The following is a 15,465-nucleotide window of genomic DNA, read 5'->3' on the forward strand; positions in this document are numbered from 1 at the left end:
GAATAAAGAGAAGAATAAGCATGAACCTGAACGCAGAATTCGATTACATCGTGATCGGCGCGGGCGCTGCCGGCTGTGCAGTCGCCAGTCGACTGTCGCAGGACCCGTCTATTTCGGTGTGCTTGCTGGAAGCCGGTGGCCCCGATACCCATCCGCTGGTGCACATGCCCGCCGGTGTCGCCGCCATGGTGCCCACATCGATCAATAACTGGCAGTACCAGACAGTGCCGCAACCGGGCTTGAACGGCCGTGTCGGCTATCAGCCACGGGGCAAGACCCTGGGCGGTAGTTCGTCGATCAACGCCATGGCCTACCACCGTGGTCATCCTGAAGATTTCAACCGCTGGGCGGCACTGGGCAACCCGGGCTGGAGCTACCAGGAGGTGCTGCCGTTCTTCAAGCGCGCCGAGCACAACGAACACTTCAAGGATGAGCTGCACGGACAGCACGGCCCGCTCAACGTGCGCTTCCACTCCTCGCCCAACCCGTTCGGCGAAACCTTCGTCGAGGCCGGCCTGCAGGCCGGTTACCCGGCTTGCCCGGACCAGAACGGCGCAAACATGGAAGGCTTCGGTCGAGTCCAAGTGATGCAAAAGGACGGACAGCGTTGCAGCGCGGCCAAAGCCTACCTCACGCCTAACCGTCACCGGGCCAATCTGCGCATAGAAACCCATGCCCACGCCACGCGCATCATTTTCGAGGGCAAGCGCGCCGTCGGCATTGAGTTCGTGCAAAAAGGCGTCAAGCGCTCCCTGCGGGCGCGGCACGAACTGATCCTGAGTTCCGGCGCCTTCAACTCTCCGCAACTGTTGTTGCTGTCCGGTGTAGGCCCTGCCGGCGACTTGCTCAAACTTGATATCCCGGTGGTACATGAACTGCCAGGCGTGGGCCAGAACCTGGTCGATCACATCGATTACGTGCACTCCTACCGCGTCAAGTCGCGCAAACTGATCGGCCTGTCGCTGGCGGGCATCTGGGACATGGCCAAAGCCGTCATGGGCTACTGGCGCCATCGCACGGGCCCGCTGACCACCAATTTTGCCGAGGCCTGCGCTTTCGTCAAAACCCGTTCGCCGTTGCCACAGGCCGATATCGAACTGGCCCTGACCGTCGCCATGTTCGCCGACCACGGCCGCACGCTGTATCGCGGTCACGGCCTCAGTGTGCATGCCTGCCTGCTGCACCCCAAAAGCGTCGGACAACTGAAACTGACGAGCGCCGACCCGATGGAGCCACCGCTGATCGACCCGGCGTTCCTGACCCACCCAGACGACATCAAGACGCTGATCGACGGCTATCGCGTGATCGAAAAGGTCATGGGGACCAAAGCCTTCAAGGCCTTCAATCCGCGAAGTGTGATTGAAACGCCGATGAGCACCGACGCCGAGATCGAACAAGTGCTGCGCAATCGCTCCGATACCCTGTATCACCCGGTGGGCACCTGCAAATTGGGCAGCGACGACATGGCCGTCGTCGACGCGCGCTTGAAAGTGCATGGCCTGGAAGGCTTGCGAGTCGTCGATGCCTCGATCATGCCGACTATCATTGGTTGTAGCACCACTGCCGCCACCATAATGATCGGCGAAAAAGCCGCCGATTTTATCCGCCAGGATCGCGAAGCCAGCACCGCCGCTTCATCGGAGGACAACCATGAATCCAGCACGCGCCATCACCCCGCATAAATTGCTGACGGTTTGCACCGTGGTGGAACTCGCCACGGGACTGGCCCTGCTGGCCACCCCCGGTCTGTTCAGCCATCTGCTGCTGGGGATTGCCGCCACCGACGTGACCAACCTGTTCGCCCGGTTCTTTGGCGTGGCCCTGATCGCCCTCGGCATTGCCTGCTGGCCCCGGCCGCAAAGCATTGCCGCGATTCGCTCGATGCGCTTCTACAACGGGGTCATTGCGTTGTACCTGGCGTACGTCGGCGTATTCGTCAGCAGCGGGTTGTTGCTGTGGCCGGCGGTGGTTTTTCACGCCCTGATGACCGCGTTGTTGATGCGTCGTTAATGTCAAAAGATCGCAGCCTTCGGCAGCGCCTGCAGGTGCGATCTTTTTGATCTTCCCCCCCCAAGGTCTGTCAATCCAAAGGAGTACTCGCATGGGAGTATTGGACGGCGTTCGTATCGTCGAAATTGCCGGCATCGGCCCGGGCCCCTTTTGCGGCATGTTGCTGGCTGACATGGGCGCCGAAGTGATTCTGGTCGAACGTGCCGGCAAAGGTGCCGACATGCTGGACCTCGGCAAACACGCCATCGTCAATCGTGGCAAACAGTCGATAGCCCTGGACCTCAAAGACCCGGATGCCGTCGACGCTGTATTGCGTTTGATCGAAGGCGCCGACGCGCTGATCGAAGGCATGCGCCCAGGTGTCATGGAACGCCTGGGACTGGGCCCCGACGCCTGTCTGGCACGCAATCCGCGACTGGTCTACGGGCGCATGACCGGCTGGGGCCAGCAGGGTCCATTGGCCCAGGCCGCCGGCCACGATCTCAATTACATCGCGCTGTCCGGTGCCTTGTGGTTCAGCGGTGAAGCCGGACAACCACCGATGGCTCCCCCAACCCTGGTGGGCGACCTCGGTGGCGGCGCGTTGTACCTGGCGATGGGCATCCTCGCCGGGATTATCAATGCCAGCACCAATGGCGTCGGCCAGGTAGTGGATGCGGCAATTGTCGATGGCAGCGCCAACCTGATGAACCTGTTGCTTTCGGCACACTCGGCCGGCCAACAACCACTGGAGCGCGGTTGCGGCTTGCTTGATGGTGCGCACTGGGCACGCACTTACGCCTGCGCCGATGGTTTGTTCGTCAGCGTGCAGGCGCTTGAACCGCAGTTCAACGCCTTGCTGTTCAACAAACTTGGCCTGGGCGATGACGCGGACTTCAAGAACCCCTACGATCCGCGTTTGTGGGGCACCTTGCGCCAACGACTGGCCACGGTGTTTGCCAGCCAGCCGCGCCAGCATTGGGTCGATCTGCTCGAGGGCAGCGATGCCTGCTTCGCCCCGGTACTGACGCCCGCCGAAGCACTGACCCATCCGCACATGGTCGAACGCGGTGTCTACTCTCGCCAGGACGGCCTATTGCAGGCCGCACCGGCGCCGCGCTTCTCGACAACGCCGTCTTGTGCCGGATCAGTACCCAAGCGCGGCGAACACACGGCACTGATCCTGCGCAAAGCAGGCTTGAACGACGCGCAGATTGCACACCTGATCATCACCTGATCACCACAAACCCTGTAGGAGCGAGCCTGCTCGCGATGGACGTCAACGATAACGCGGGCTGTCTGAATACCCGCATTGTCCGCGCTTTTTTCGCGAGCGGGCTCGCTCCTACAGGTGCCACACAGATCCTTGTGGGAGCGAGCCTGCTCGCGATGGACGTCAACGATAACGCGGGCTGTCTGAATGCCCGCATTGTCCGCACGTTTTTCGCGAGCGGGCTCGCTCCTACAGGTGCCACACAGATCCTTGTGGGAGCGAGCCTGCTCGCGATAAACGTCAACGATAACGCGGGCTGTCTGAATGCCCGCATTGTCCTCGCGTTTTTCGCGAGCGGGCTCGCTCCTACAGGTTCCACGCAAATCTTTGTGGGAGCGAGCCTGCTCGCGATGGACGTCAACGATAACGCGGGCTGTCTGGATGCCCACATTGTCCGCGCATTTTTCGCGAGCAGGCTGAACTGGCCTAATGATCCCGGACACCTCTTAAGGGCGATATGATTCGCCCAATCAGGAGGTTCCATGCAAGAGCGAAAGACCTATACCCGCGAGTTCAAGCAACGTGCTGCAAGCATGGTTCTTGACGACAACTGTTCAGTTTCCGACGTCTGCGCATCGATGGATGTCGGCCCTACGGCTCTGCGCCGCTGGGTTGATCAGGTGCGTAAAGAACGTCAGAAAGGGCAACCCGTAGCAGGTACTAAAGCGATCAGCGACGAGCAGCGAGAACTCCAACAATTACGCGCCAAGATCAAACGCCTGGAGACTGAGGCCGAAATCTTAAAAAAGGCTACCGCTCTCTTGATGTCGGATCCCGATCGTTTTTCCTGATTGAGGAGCTGAGAGAGTCAAGCTCGTATCCGACCAGCCAGCTTTGCAGTGCTCTGGGCGTTTCTCGCAGCGCGTTCTATGACTGGCGCCATCGCCGCTCAGTACCAAATACCGAGCGTGATGCGCTCAGGGCAAAGGTCGTACAGCTGCATGCTGAAAGTAGGGAAAGTGCCGGTGCGAGAATGATCTCCCAGTGCTTGAAGGCTCAGCGGCTCAAGGTTGGAAGGTATCTAGCAGGAAGACTGATGGCGGAGGCGAATCTGGTTAGCAGACAGCGCCGCCGCCATCAATACCGCTCCAGGGGCGTCGAAGCATTTGTGGCCAAGAACCTGCTCGAACGTAACTTCGAGCCAACAGCAATCAATCAGGTCTGGTGTGGCGACGTTACCAGCCTGATGGTCGGGAAACGCTGGTATCACTTGGCGGTGGTCATTGATCTGTTCGCCCGCCGAATCGTTGGCTGGGCGTTTTCTCTGATCAATGACGCCAACCTGGTTAGCAGGGCGCTGAAAATGGCAGTGGAGGTTCGAGGCAAACATGCGGGCTTGATGTTTCATTCGGATCAAGGCTGCCAATACACCAGCCAGCGTTTTCAGTCCGATCTGCTGGATCATGGGATAACGCAAAGCATGAGCCGCAGGGGGCAGTGCTGGGACAATGCGCCAACAGAGCGTTTCTTCGGGACGCTCAAATCAGAGTGGGTGCCCACCAAGGGCTACACGACAGTTGAAGAAGCCAGGCAGGATATGACCAGCTTCTTTATGCGATACAACCGAATCAGGCTCCACAGCTACAACAACTACCTGTCGCCAATAGCCATGGAGCAAAAAGCGGCATAAACACCGTAATCGGTGTCCGGGGTTACTTGACCAGTTCAGGCTCGCTCCTACAGGTTCCACGCAAATCTTTGTGGGAGCGAGCCTGCTCGCGATGGACGTCAACGATAACGCGGGCTGTCTGAATGCCTGCGTTGCCCGCGCGTTTTTCGCGAGCGGGCTCGCTCCTACAGGTTCCACGCAAATCCTTGTGGGAGCGAGCCTGCTCGCGATGGACGTCAACGATAACGCGGGCTGTCTGAATGCCCGCATTGTCCGCACGTTTTTTGCGAGCAGGGTAATGCGTCGGGAATGTATTTATTGCTTCAGGAATACGGCGACGGGACTGTCCTCGCGCAAGGCGTGGCAGGTGTTGATCAGCCTGCTCGTGGCGTTGCTGTAGACCTGCGTATCCGCCGCCGTGCGCGGCGCAACCAGCGACCGGGCCATGGGAATGGTCTGAAACGCCGTCGTGGCTATCGGCAACAGCAGTTCGGTCAGGTGTACACAGCCGCCAGTCCCGCCAAACAGCTCCTTGATCCGTCGCGAAAACCCCGGACCGATGCGCTCGCCGCAGAGTTTTTCATAGCCAGGCATCGCGCCGCGACATTCGCTGGTGGGAACATCAGGCATCGTCACATGCACCTCCCGCACGACAAAGTCATCGTCCAGCGTCAGCCGCATGACCATGCCGTGATAGGTCTGCCCCGCCAGCACCACCCGCCCCTCGGCGAGGGTCACGGGATGCGTCTTGCTGTCGCTCAAACGGCCTTCGATATCCCACAGCCCGTCAGCCCGCAAGAAGCCCTGGCACTCGACCTTGCGCCGGTGAATCAGGCGCCGCCCCCACTCATCCACTTCATCGTTCATGGTGTCGCCGCCTTTTGGCGACGACGGCGCCAAACCCACACGCCCACCAACAACCCGATCATTGCCACGATTGGCGGCGCCGCTGCCTTGAGCTTGGGGATCACCACGTGCTTCAAGGCATACATCTGGCCCTGGTGCATGTAGTCATAACCGACCGGCATCGGCAGCACTCCGTTGTCGCGGGCGTACTCGGCGTAGTCGACCTGCATGCGCTGGAAGCGCTCCGGCATCTGCTGTTGCAAGTCGATCACTTCACCGGGATCAGTGACGATGTTGTAAAGGTGCCATTGTTCGTTGCCCACCGGTTTCAGGCTCTTCACCAGTTTGTAATCACCCTTGAACAGCGCCGCGCTGCCGGAGAGTTCATAACCGATGGGCTGATCCTCTGGATGCACGCGCTCGGCCGAACCTTGCAGCACCGGCACCAGGCTGCTGCCGATCAGCGGCTCCACGGCTCGCCCCTGGTACTCACCTTTATGCGCGGGCACGCCGGCCACTTCCAGCAGGGTCGGCACAATGTCGGTGACGTGGGTGAAGGCCCTGGAAATCTGATTGGCCTGGATTCCGGGCACGCCGGCAACGATCAATGGCGTGCGCAAACCGCCCTCACCGGCAAAGAACTTGTAGCCGCCAAGCGGCGAGGCGGCCGCGCTCGCCCAACTGGGGCCGATGCTGGTAAAGGCGCCCTTGCTGCCCAGGCGCTCAAGCTGGCGGGTGTAGTTCATTTCCAGCCACAAGCGGACCGCCGGAATCGTGTAGGGGTCGGTCGGCTCGCTGCCGTTATCGGAGAGGAACACAAACACCGTGTTGTCGTACTCGCCAGTGGCTTTCAGATGCGCGATGAAGCGACCGATCTGCTGGTCCATGGTTTCCGCCATCCCGGCGTAGACCTCCATGCGTCGCGCTTCGTAGCGCTTTTCATGCTCGTCGAGGGCGTTCCAGTCTGCCGTGCTGGCCATGGTCTGCATGCCGGCGCCCGGGGGGATCAACCCCAATGCCACGGCGCGGTCACGCCGAGCCTCGCGCAAGGCGGTCCAGCCCTGGTCATAGCGGCCACGGTACTTGTCGATCATGTCTTTGGGCGCCTGGACCGGGACGTGGTTGGCCTGAAAGCCCAGATAGGCGAAAAACGGTTTGCCGCCCTGCCGATCAGCGGCGATGTACTCCAGGGCCTTGTCGACAATAAAGGTCGAGGAATAATAGTCCTTCGGCAGATGCGCAGGCTGGCCGTTCTCGAACCAGGCGGCCTTGTCATACAGCGGCGCATACGGCCGCTCTTCCCAGTTGTCCGAACCGCTGTCGGCCTGGATGAACGAACGGTCGAAACCACGATTGTCGGGCAAGGTGTCCGGGGTCTTGCCCAAATGCCATTTGCCGGTGATGTAGGTGTGGTAGCCGGCGTCCCTGAGCAGGCTGGCGACGGTGATGGCGTTGTCATTGAGCACGCCGCTGTAGCCGGGTTTGCCCAGGTGTTCGTCGGGCATGGTTTCCGGCATGTTGCCGACGCCGTTGCGGTGGTTATCGACGCCCGTCAACAGCATCGAGCGCGTGGGCGAGCAGGAGGCCGTGACATGGAAGTCGGAAAACCGCACGCCCTCACGGGCCAGGGTATCGATGTTCGGCGTGGCGATTTCACTGCCGAAGGCGCCAACGTCGCTGTAGCCCCAGTCATCGGCCACCAGCACCACGATGTTCGGGCGTTTGGGGGCGGCGAAAGCGTGAGTGCCGAAAGCGAGACAACCCATCGCCAGAACAAGAGGTTTCAACGGGATCATTCACGGGTCCTTTTTTTTGTAGGAGCGAGCAGGCTCGCTCCCACAGTTGATCGGTGTTCAGATCGGGTTAAGGTTTCAACAGAGCGCCGATGACCCGGCGAAACAGCTTGCCGTAGGGTGGCCGCAACACGCCCATGACGTCCCAGCGCGGCGGCGTGAATACCGACCGCTCGAGACTGAACGCCTTGAAGCCATACCCGCCGCGATAGCGACCGAAACCCGAATGGCCACAGCCACCGAACGGCAAATCAGTCTGGAACAGGTGCTGCATCACTTCGTTGATACAGGCTCCGCCCGAGTGAGTACGTTCCAGCACATGCCGCGCTTCGGCGCGATCGTCGCCGAAGTAATACAGCGCCAGTGGCCGTGGATGCCCGTTGATGTAGTCGAGCACCTCGTTGATGTGGCGATAACTGCGAATCGGCAGCAACGGGCCGAACACCTCTTCCTGCATCGCCAGTGTCGTGTCCGGCGGATCAACCAGCAGGGTCGGGGCGATCTTGCGCGATGCGCTCAAGTCCTCGTTGCCAGGATTGACCTCGATCACCCGAATGCAATGTTCGCGGGCGTCCTGCAGGCAGGCTTGCATCCGCTGGTATTGCCCCGGCGTCGCCATGGCCGTGTAGTCGGGATTATCCAGCAGCGTCGGGTACATCCGCCGCAACTGGACCTGCATGCTGCTTAACAGGCGCTCACAGTCATCCTCATGCACAAACACATAGTCAGGGGCGATACAGGCTTGCCCGCTGCTGACCCCCTTGCCACCCCAGATGCGTCGGGCAACGTTTTCCAGGTCGGCGCCGCGACCAATGATGGTTGGCGACTTGCCGCCCAGCTCCAGGGTCAGTGGCGTCAGGTTCTGCGCCGCCGCGCGCATCACCAGGCGTCCGACCCGCGGGCTGCCGGTAAACACCAGGTGATCGAGCGGCATGGCAGAAAATGCTGCGCCCAATTCGGCACCGCCGATAAAGGCGGCCACTTCGCTGTCATCGAACTGTTCAGCCAGCAATTCGATCAGTAACGCCGCCGTTGCCGGTGACTGGTCGGAAAACAGGATGATGGCGCGGTTCCCCGCCGCCAGCGCCTCGGCCAGCGGCCCCAGAGCAATGGCAATCGGGAAATTCCACGGCGAAATGATGCCGATGGTCCCCAGTGGCTGATAGTGAATTTCAGCTTTGGCGCCCAGCCAGTCGCCCCCCAGTTCCGCTTTGCGGCGCTCGGGCCGCATCCAGCGGCGGACATGCTCGCGGGCATATTTGAGGCCGCGGATCGGCAACAGCACATCGGCCATCAGCGATTGATCATGACTGCGCCAGGTAAAGTCCTCGGCCAGCGCCGCACACAGTGGCTGTTGATGCTCGACCAACAGATTGATCACCCGATCGATCCGTTCAATCCGCACCTCGGCCGACGGCGGCCCCTCGATTCGGGACGCCGCTTGCTGACGGGCCAGCACCGCACGGACGCCGTCGATGGCAGCGTTGCCAGGGGCGCCGGCAGGAGTGTCGATGTCGTGCATCGCAGAGTGCATGGTCAGGCTCCTATCGCGCCGGCTCGTTAGGGCCGACCAGCTCAAAGTCCGGATTGAACTTGTCCAGCGAACCGAGCACGTCATAGACCGCCAGCTTGCTGCCCTCAATCTTCAGGTCACCTTTGAACACCGCCTCGATCGGCGACAGCTTCTCCGCGAGAATGGCGTTGAGCGTTTCGCGAGTCAGGGTCAGCGTGGCGTCAGCCTTGTCGGCGTTGTAATCGGCGACATAGGTCAGCGCCGAGTTCTCCAGATTGAGCATGTAGCGCTTGCCCGAGGTGCCGACGTCGGTGAAGTTCCAGTTGAGCACAATGTGTTTGCCCTCGACATCCGGGGCCTTCAGCCGCACGCCCAGGTAGTCGAAAATATTGTCGATGGTCAGTGCCCGAAGCATGTCAGGACTGGCGGTGCGCAGCGGCGAGGCGATTTTCTTGCCGCCGCTGCGATGCTCCATGGCCGCTGCCAGATAGCTGTTGCGTTCGACCGCCGATTCAGCCTGGTAACCCAGTTGCTCCAGGGCATCGGCCGCCAATTCCCGCGCCGCGCTGTTTTTCGGTTCGGCGTAAACCAGATGGCTCATGGCCTGTGCCACCCAACGGTACTGACCATTGGCAAAATCGCTGCGCGCACGGGCCAGCACGGCCTCGGCACCACCGCCATACTCGACGAATTTCTTGCCGTAATCGCTGTCGGACAGCGCATCGAGATTGGCCGGATTGGCGTCATACCAGCCCATGTATTGCTGATACACCGCCTTGGCGTTGCGCTGCACCGACCCGTAAAAGCCATGGGTGAAGGTCTCGCTGGCCAGGCTCGCCGGGACGTGACTGCGCATGTACTCGGCAATTTCGACCGGTTTGTAGCCCTTGTTGACCAGGCGCAATGACTGGTCGTGCAGCCACTTGTACATGTCCCGTTGCTTGGACAAGTAGTTGACCACGCGCTCATGCCCGAACACTGGCCATCCATGCTGCCCCACCAGAATATCGGCGCCGGGCGCGAACTGATGCAGCGCCTCGTTGAGGTATTTGGACCAGGCCAGGCCATCGCGGATGGTCGCGCCACGCAGTGTCAGCAACTGATGCTGGGTCGGAAGCGCCAGTTCGCCGGTGTCGAGCACCTTGAACTGCGGGAAGTAGTGAATGAACTCGGCAGGCGCCTCGGTGCCGGGGGCGAGCATGTTGACGATCTCGACGCCATCGATGGTCAGCGTCTGCACCGGCTGGTTGAGTTCCAGGGTCGGCGGGATCATGGTAATGGTGCCGTTGGACAATGCCTTGGCACCGCCCAGGTCGATCTGCCCCTGGGCACTGCGTGGCAGGGTCGTGCCGAACTGATACTCGGCGCGGCGACTCATGGCGTTGCCAGCCATTACGTTCTCGGCGACCGCCGTCTCCATGAACCCTGCCGGGGCAATGATCTGCACCTTGCCCGATTTCACGTCCGCTTCGTCGACAATGCCGCGAACACCGGCGAAGTGATCGACGTGACTGTGGTTGTAGAGCACCGCCACCACCGGTTTTCTCGGCCGATGCTGGTAATACAGTTCAAGGGAGGCGTGTGCCACCTCGGTGGCCAGGTTGCAGTCAACAATGATCAGGCCGGTGTTGCCTTCGATGATGGTCATGTTGGTCAGGTCGAGGCCGCGCACCTGATAGAAACCGTCAGTGACCTTGAACAGGCCGTTGGACATGCTCTTGCGGGCTTGCTGCCACAGGCTCGGGTTGACCGTCGCCGGAGCGTCCGGACTGTCGAGGAACTCGTAGCCCTTGAGGCTGTAAACGACGTGCCCGTCGGCTGCGGTGGTTTCGGCGTCTGGCAGGCTGGCAATAAAGCCGCGCTGGATGTCGGCCTCCACCTCCGGATCGGCCGGGGGCATGTTGTGCGCCGTGTTGGCGTTGGCGGCGATGGTGGCCGCGGTTGCCGCTTTCTGACCGCCCTGCCCTGCGCTGTTTTCAACCGCTTGCAGGTGAACGCCAGTTTGCCCTCGCGACCATTGCAACGCCCCGACAATGCTGGCGGCCAACACTGACACCGTCAGCACTACACGCATTTTTTTCATCGCACGGTCTCTCTCTGATTGTTATTTCAATACCGTTCGATGGTGCAAGCAAGCGGCCTGACTTGCCGGTCTTCTCAGTCAATTCATCTGTCTTCGCAGACCGACAAAGCACACATGCCCCTCCCGCAGAGTCCGTTGTCATCCTCCCCTGCGGACAACCGCTTTCGTTGCAATGACCTGCGACCGCACCGCACGCGTTCCTACTATCGATCCATCAACTACGCCAACCGCGCGACTAACAATAAAGGGGAGTTGTCATGAGTGAAGATGTCTTGCTGTATGAAATCGTCGGCCCGGTGGCGCGCCTGACGCTCAACCGGCCACGGGCCATGAATGCGCTGAACCTGGCGACCCTCGCCGAGCTTGAACGCTGCCTCGACGACATCGCCGGCAACGATGAACTGCGTGTGGTCATCCTCACCGGCAATGGCCCGGCCTTCTGCGCCGGTGCAGACCTCAAAGAGGTATTGGCCGGCTCCAGCCTGCCGGCCGGCGAAGCCGATTTCCTCGACCGCGCCAACCAGGTCTTCGGTCAATTGCGCAATTTCCCCAAACCGGTGATTGCCTCGCTCAACGGCGTGACCATGGCCGGCGGCCTGGAACTGGCAATGTGCGCCGACCTGGTGATTGCCGCGCAAACCGCCACCCTCGCCGACGCCCACGCCAACTTTGGTGTCTATCCCGGTGCCGGTGGTGCCGCGGTATTGCCGCGCCTGATTCCGCTGAACATGGCGATGTACTTGCTGATGACCGGCAAATCCCTCTCCGCCACGGAAATGAAAGTCTACGGCCTGGTGTGCGAAGTCCACGCCGACGAAGAACTCACCGAAGCCGCCCTGGCCCTGGCCAATCAGATCGCGAAAAAGAGCCCGATTGCCCTGCGCCGCATGAAAGAAGTGGCGCGAGCCTCCTCCGACAAGTCCCGCGACGACGCCTTGCAACACGAGCAAGTGATGTTGCGCCAGCACCTGCGCACCGCCGATTTCCAGGAAGGCCTGCAGGCCTTTGGCGAAAAACGCGCACCCAACTTCAAGGGCCGCTAGGCCGCATCGCCCCCGCACTCTCAGGAACAGACAATGAACGATATCTACGTAGTGGGCGTCGGCATGACGCCGTTTGGACGGTTGCTGGAGCGCAGCGTCTACGACATGGTCAACGAAGCCGTGGGCCTGGCGTTGCAGGATGCCGGCGCGAGCACCGCCGACGTCGGCTCGGTGTACTACAGCACCATGACCAACGGCATGCTGCAGGGCCAGACCGGTATTCCGGGGCCGATTGCCATGCGTCGCGTCGGCATTGAAGGCGTGCCGGTCTTCTCGGTGGAAAACGCCTGCGCTTCGGGCTCTTCAGCGTTCAACCTGGCCACCCTGGCACTGCGGGCCGGTCAGTGCGACATCGCCCTGGCGGTCGGCGCCGAAAAAATGAATGTGCCGGACAAGGCCAAGATGTTCGCCGTGTTCGATGGCGGCTGGGACGTCTCAACCGTCGAGCAGAACAAGCACACCCTGCTGGCCATGGGCGAAGGCATCGTACCGCCGCTGGGCAGCGTTTCCGAACGCCCGTACAGCGTGTTCATGGACGTGTATGCCGCGATCTGCCGCAATCACATGCTGCGTTATGGCACCACGCAACGGCAGATCGCAGCCGTCGCGGCGAAGAACCACCAGCACTCGGTGCACAACCCGCTCTCGCAATTCCAGCAAGCCTTCAGCATTGACGAAGTATTGGCCTCGCCACCGATCTGCTACCCGCTGACCACCCTCATGTGCTCGCCGATCAGCGACGGCGCCGCTGCCGTGCTGCTGTGTAACGCCGATGGCCTCAAACGCTTGAAAAACGCCGGCGACCGCGCTGTTCGCGTACTCGCCAGCGTGGTGCAGACCGGCAGCAATCGCGGCCTTGATGAACCGGAAAAAATCGTCGCCCACCTGGCGGCGAAAAAAGCCTACGCCCAGGCCGGCGTCGATCCATCGGACGTGAGCGTCGCCGAAGTGCACGACGCCTCGGCCATCGGCGAAATCCTCAATGCCGAATCGCTGATGCTGGTGCCGTTCGGCCAGGGTGGCCCGGCGGCCGAGCGCGGTGACTTCACCGTCGGCGGCCGGATGCCGATCAACCCGTCCGGTGGCCTTGAATCCAAGGGCCACCCGATTGGCGCCACCGGTCTGGGGCAGATCCATGAACTGGTCACCCAGTTGCGCGGTGAGGCCGGCAAGCGCCAGGTCGAAGGCGCACGCATCGCCATTCAGGAGAACGGCGGCGGGCTGTTCGGCATCGAAGAAGCCGTGGTCGCCGTCAACATTCTCGCCAATAACAATATTTAAGGAGAACCCCCATGGGACACGTCATGCGCACCCCGGAACAACTGGAAGCGGTCGAGAGTTTCCGCCGTTTCCTGGCGGACAAGATCGACCCGGTATTCAACAAGGAATACCGCGACAAATTCATGCCCAAAGAGAAAATGGCCGAGATGATGCGCCAGCTCTCCGAGTTCGGCATGGTCTCCGGCGCGGTCAGTGAGGCCAACGGCGGTCTGGGCCTGGACTGGCCGACCATGACCATGTTGTTCGAAGAAGTGGCCGCCTGTTCGGTCGACCTGTCGACACCGGTGGTGATCAACTCCTTCGGCGCGCAGATGCTGGAAAAACTCGCCCCCGCTCACCTGCGCGAACGTTACCTGCCAGGCCTGATCAGTGGCGATTCGTTCGTCAGCGTCGGCATCTCGGAACCGGACGTCGGCTCCAACGTGCTGGAGATCAAGACCCGTGCCCGCCGCGACGGTGATGACTTCATCATCAACGGTGAAAAGACCTGGATCAGCAACGGCTCATACTCCGACTTCCTGATCTGCACCTGCCGTACCGGCGACGACCCGCGCAAGGGCCTGACCCACTTCCTGCTGGATCGCAAAGAGCATCCGTACGAAGTGCAGAACATCCACAAGATGGCCTGGAACAGCCAGTCCACCGCCCAGATTTTCCTCAATGACGTACGCGTTCCAGCCAGCAACATCATCGGCAACGAAGGCGAAGCGCTGAAAAACACCCTGTCGTTCTTCGAGCGTTCGCGGGTATTCGTCGCGGCCCAGGGCCTGGGCATCGGTCGTCGCTCCCTCGAAGAAGCCGTGCGCTACGCCAAGGAGCGCAAGCAACACGGCAAGTTGATCGCCGGCCACCAATTGATCTCCGCGATGCTTGCGGAAATGGCCACCAACGTCGATGCCGCCCGCCTGCTGACTTACCGCGCCGCCGAGATGATCGGGGCTGGCATCCCGGCCGAAATGGAAGCGGCCATGGCCAAGTATTTCGCCTGTGAAGCCGCCGTGACCATCGCCCGTCAAGCCGTGCAGATCCACGGCGGCGCCGGGGTGACCACCGACTTCCTGGTCGAGAAACTCGCCCGCGAAGCCATCATCGTGCCGATTCCGGAAGGCACTTCGCAGATCCAGCAACTGATCATTGGCCGCGCCCTGACCGGGGTCAACGCGTTCTGATCACCCGCCCCGTTCCATTTCCAACAATAACAACCCGGCTCCTTCGAGCCGGGCAGCGAACAAGGACACACACATGCGTATTCAAGACAAAGTCATCGTCATCACCGGCGGCGCTTCGGGCCTGGGCCTGGCGACCGCGCATTACATGGCCGGGGAAAAAGCCGCTCGTGTGGCGATTTTCGACCTGAACATCGAAGCCGGCGAAAAGGCTGTTGCCGAGTTGGGGGCTGACCGGGCCATGTTCGTGCAGACCGATGTCAGCGATGAGGCCTCGGTGCAGAACGCAGTCAATGCCGTGATTGCCAGGTTTGGCGCCATCCATGTGTGCATCAACGGCGCCGCCGTACCGAACGGCTTCAAAGTGCTGGGCAAGGAAGGCAAGGCTGCGCCGCTGTCGAAATTCGCCCTGGCCACGTCCATCAACCTCAATGGTGTGTTCAACGTGATGTCCAAGTGCGCCGAGCACATGGCCAACAACGAAGCCGAGGCTGGCGAAGAGCGCGGCGTGGTGATCAACGTCTCGTCCGGCGCCGCCTATGAAGGCCAGGTCGGCCAGTGCGCGTACGCCGCCACCAAGGCCGGCGTGATCGGCATGAACATGCCGGCCGCTCGCGAATTGGGCGCCATCGGTGTGCGGGTCAACGCCATCGCTCCAGGCCTGTTCCTGACCACCATGGTCGCCGGCCTTGACGAGAAAGTGCTCAATTCGCTCAAAGAGCAGATGGAAGCCCCCAAGCGCCTGGGTGACATGCGCGAGTTCGCTCATTGCTGCGCTTTCCTGATCGAGAACGCCTACGTCAACGGCGAGACCATCCGTCTCGATGCTGCGTCGCGCATGCGCGCCCGCTAAACACGTTGCGGTCTTC

14 protein-coding genes are annotated in these 15,465 nt (G+C 61.4%); 10 read left to right on the top strand and 4 right to left on the bottom strand.

What is annotated here, in order from left to right:
• Positions 1-20: 20 nt before the first annotated feature.
• The 6 genes from GQ39_RS10370 (at position 21) to GQ39_RS10395 (ending at position 4,892) form a co-directional block, all read left to right on the top strand.
• Positions 21-1,682 (top strand): GMC family oxidoreductase, encoded by a 1,662-nt coding sequence (locus tag GQ39_RS10370; RefSeq protein WP_052193541.1) that lies wholly within the window; start codon positions 21-23, stop codon positions 1,680-1,682.
• Entirely contained in the window at positions 1,651-2,010 is a 360-nt protein-coding gene (locus GQ39_RS10375; RefSeq protein ID WP_052193542.1) for a hypothetical protein, read from the top strand. Before GQ39_RS10370 ends, GQ39_RS10375 begins: the two co-directional genes overlap by 32 nt.
• Before the next feature lie 91 nt (positions 2,011-2,101).
• Entirely contained in the window at positions 2,102-3,226 is a 1,125-nt protein-coding gene (locus GQ39_RS10380) for a CaiB/BaiF CoA transferase family protein (protein ID WP_047529504.1), read from the top strand.
• Between the two features lie 35 nt (positions 3,227-3,261).
• Positions 3,262-3,723 (top strand): hypothetical protein, encoded by a 462-nt coding sequence (locus GQ39_RS33005; protein WP_047529506.1) that lies wholly within the window; start codon positions 3,262-3,264, stop codon positions 3,721-3,723.
• A 21-nt stretch (positions 3,724-3,744) separates the two neighbouring features.
• The gene (locus GQ39_RS33275) at positions 3,745-4,053 is read left to right on the top strand and encodes a transposase (RefSeq protein WP_047527362.1); all 309 of its coding nucleotides are present in this window, start codon (positions 3,745-3,747) and stop codon (positions 4,051-4,053) included.
• An 8-nt stretch (positions 4,054-4,061) separates the two neighbouring features.
• Positions 4,062-4,892: an IS3 family transposase gene (locus GQ39_RS10395; protein ID WP_236693133.1), complete on the top strand. Its 831-nt coding sequence runs from the start codon at positions 4,062-4,064 to the stop codon at positions 4,890-4,892.
• 294 nt (positions 4,893-5,186) lie between these two features.
• Here the strand turns inward: GQ39_RS10395 and GQ39_RS10400 are convergent, their stop codons facing one another.
• The 4 genes from GQ39_RS10400 to GQ39_RS10415 all read right to left on the bottom strand — a co-directional run bounded on the left by GQ39_RS10400 (position 5,187) and on the right by GQ39_RS10415 (position 11,106).
• Positions 5,187-5,738: a DUF2889 domain-containing protein gene (locus GQ39_RS10400; protein WP_047529507.1), complete on the bottom strand. Its 552-nt coding sequence runs from the start codon at positions 5,736-5,738 to the stop codon at positions 5,187-5,189.
• The gene (locus tag GQ39_RS10405) at positions 5,735-7,513 is read right to left on the bottom strand and encodes an arylsulfatase (RefSeq protein ID WP_047529509.1); all 1,779 of its coding nucleotides are present in this window, start codon (positions 7,511-7,513) and stop codon (positions 5,735-5,737) included. Before GQ39_RS10405 ends, GQ39_RS10400 begins: the two co-directional genes overlap by 4 nt.
• Positions 7,514-7,580: 67 nt before the next feature.
• Positions 7,581-9,044, bottom strand: a complete 1,464-nt coding sequence (locus GQ39_RS10410) for a coniferyl aldehyde dehydrogenase (RefSeq protein WP_052193544.1) — start codon at positions 9,042-9,044, stop codon at positions 7,581-7,583.
• A gap of 10 nt (positions 9,045-9,054) precedes the next feature.
• Positions 9,055-11,106: an alkyl/aryl-sulfatase gene (locus GQ39_RS10415; protein ID WP_047529513.1), complete on the bottom strand. Its 2,052-nt coding sequence runs from the start codon at positions 11,104-11,106 to the stop codon at positions 9,055-9,057.
• 257 nt (positions 11,107-11,363) lie between these two features.
• Here GQ39_RS10415 and GQ39_RS10420 point away from each other — a divergent pair, with 257 nt between their 5' ends.
• The 4 genes from GQ39_RS10420 (at position 11,364) to GQ39_RS10435 (ending at position 15,449) form a co-directional block, all read left to right on the top strand.
• Positions 11,364-12,149, top strand: a complete 786-nt coding sequence (locus GQ39_RS10420; protein ID WP_047529514.1) for an enoyl-CoA hydratase/isomerase family protein — start codon at positions 11,364-11,366, stop codon at positions 12,147-12,149.
• A 33-nt stretch (positions 12,150-12,182) separates the two neighbouring features.
• Positions 12,183-13,430: a thiolase family protein gene (locus tag GQ39_RS10425; RefSeq protein ID WP_047529515.1), complete on the top strand. Its 1,248-nt coding sequence runs from the start codon at positions 12,183-12,185 to the stop codon at positions 13,428-13,430.
• Positions 13,431-13,441: 11 nt separating this feature from the next.
• On the top strand, positions 13,442-14,599 hold the full coding sequence (locus tag GQ39_RS10430; RefSeq protein ID WP_047529517.1) for an acyl-CoA dehydrogenase family protein: 1,158 nt from the start codon (positions 13,442-13,444) through the stop codon (positions 14,597-14,599).
• A gap of 73 nt (positions 14,600-14,672) precedes the next feature.
• Entirely contained in the window at positions 14,673-15,449 is a 777-nt protein-coding gene (locus GQ39_RS10435) for an SDR family NAD(P)-dependent oxidoreductase (protein WP_047529518.1), read from the top strand.
• Positions 15,450-15,465: the final 16 nt, after the last annotated feature.

Origin of the sequence: Pseudomonas sp. 11/12A, assembly GCF_000800055.1 — a bacterium.
GTDB lineage: Bacteria > Pseudomonadota > Gammaproteobacteria > Pseudomonadales > Pseudomonadaceae > Aquipseudomonas > Aquipseudomonas mohnii.

What these genes read in the sequence shown, in the direction of transcription:
- GQ39_RS10370 (WP_052193541.1), top strand. Translation starts at nt 21, where the DNA reads ATGAACCTGAACGCAGAATTCGATTACATCGTGATCGGCGCGGGCGCT.
- GQ39_RS10375 (WP_052193542.1), top strand. Translation starts at nt 1,651, where the DNA reads ATGAATCCAGCACGCGCCATCACCCCGCATAAATTGCTGACGGTTTGC.
- GQ39_RS10380 (WP_047529504.1), top strand. Translation starts at nt 2,102, where the DNA reads ATGGGAGTATTGGACGGCGTTCGTATCGTCGAAATTGCCGGCATCGGC.
- GQ39_RS33005 (WP_047529506.1), top strand. Translation starts at nt 3,262, where the DNA reads ATGGACGTCAACGATAACGCGGGCTGTCTGAATACCCGCATTGTCCGC.
- GQ39_RS33275 (WP_047527362.1), top strand. Translation starts at nt 3,745, where the DNA reads ATGCAAGAGCGAAAGACCTATACCCGCGAGTTCAAGCAACGTGCTGCA.
- GQ39_RS10400 (WP_047529507.1), bottom strand. Translation starts at nt 5,738, where the DNA reads ATGAACGATGAAGTGGATGAGTGGGGGCGGCGCCTGATTCACCGGCGC.
- GQ39_RS10405 (WP_047529509.1), bottom strand. Translation starts at nt 7,513, where the DNA reads ATGATCCCGTTGAAACCTCTTGTTCTGGCGATGGGTTGTCTCGCTTTC.
- GQ39_RS10410 (WP_052193544.1), bottom strand. Translation starts at nt 9,044, where the DNA reads ATGCACTCTGCGATGCACGACATCGACACTCCTGCCGGCGCCCCTGGC.
- GQ39_RS10415 (WP_047529513.1), bottom strand. Translation starts at nt 11,106, where the DNA reads ATGAAAAAAATGCGTGTAGTGCTGACGGTGTCAGTGTTGGCCGCCAGC.
- GQ39_RS10420 (WP_047529514.1), top strand. Translation starts at nt 11,364, where the DNA reads ATGAGTGAAGATGTCTTGCTGTATGAAATCGTCGGCCCGGTGGCGCGC.
- GQ39_RS10425 (WP_047529515.1), top strand. Translation starts at nt 12,183, where the DNA reads ATGAACGATATCTACGTAGTGGGCGTCGGCATGACGCCGTTTGGACGG.
- GQ39_RS10430 (WP_047529517.1), top strand. Translation starts at nt 13,442, where the DNA reads ATGGGACACGTCATGCGCACCCCGGAACAACTGGAAGCGGTCGAGAGT.
- GQ39_RS10435 (WP_047529518.1), top strand. Translation starts at nt 14,673, where the DNA reads ATGCGTATTCAAGACAAAGTCATCGTCATCACCGGCGGCGCTTCGGGC.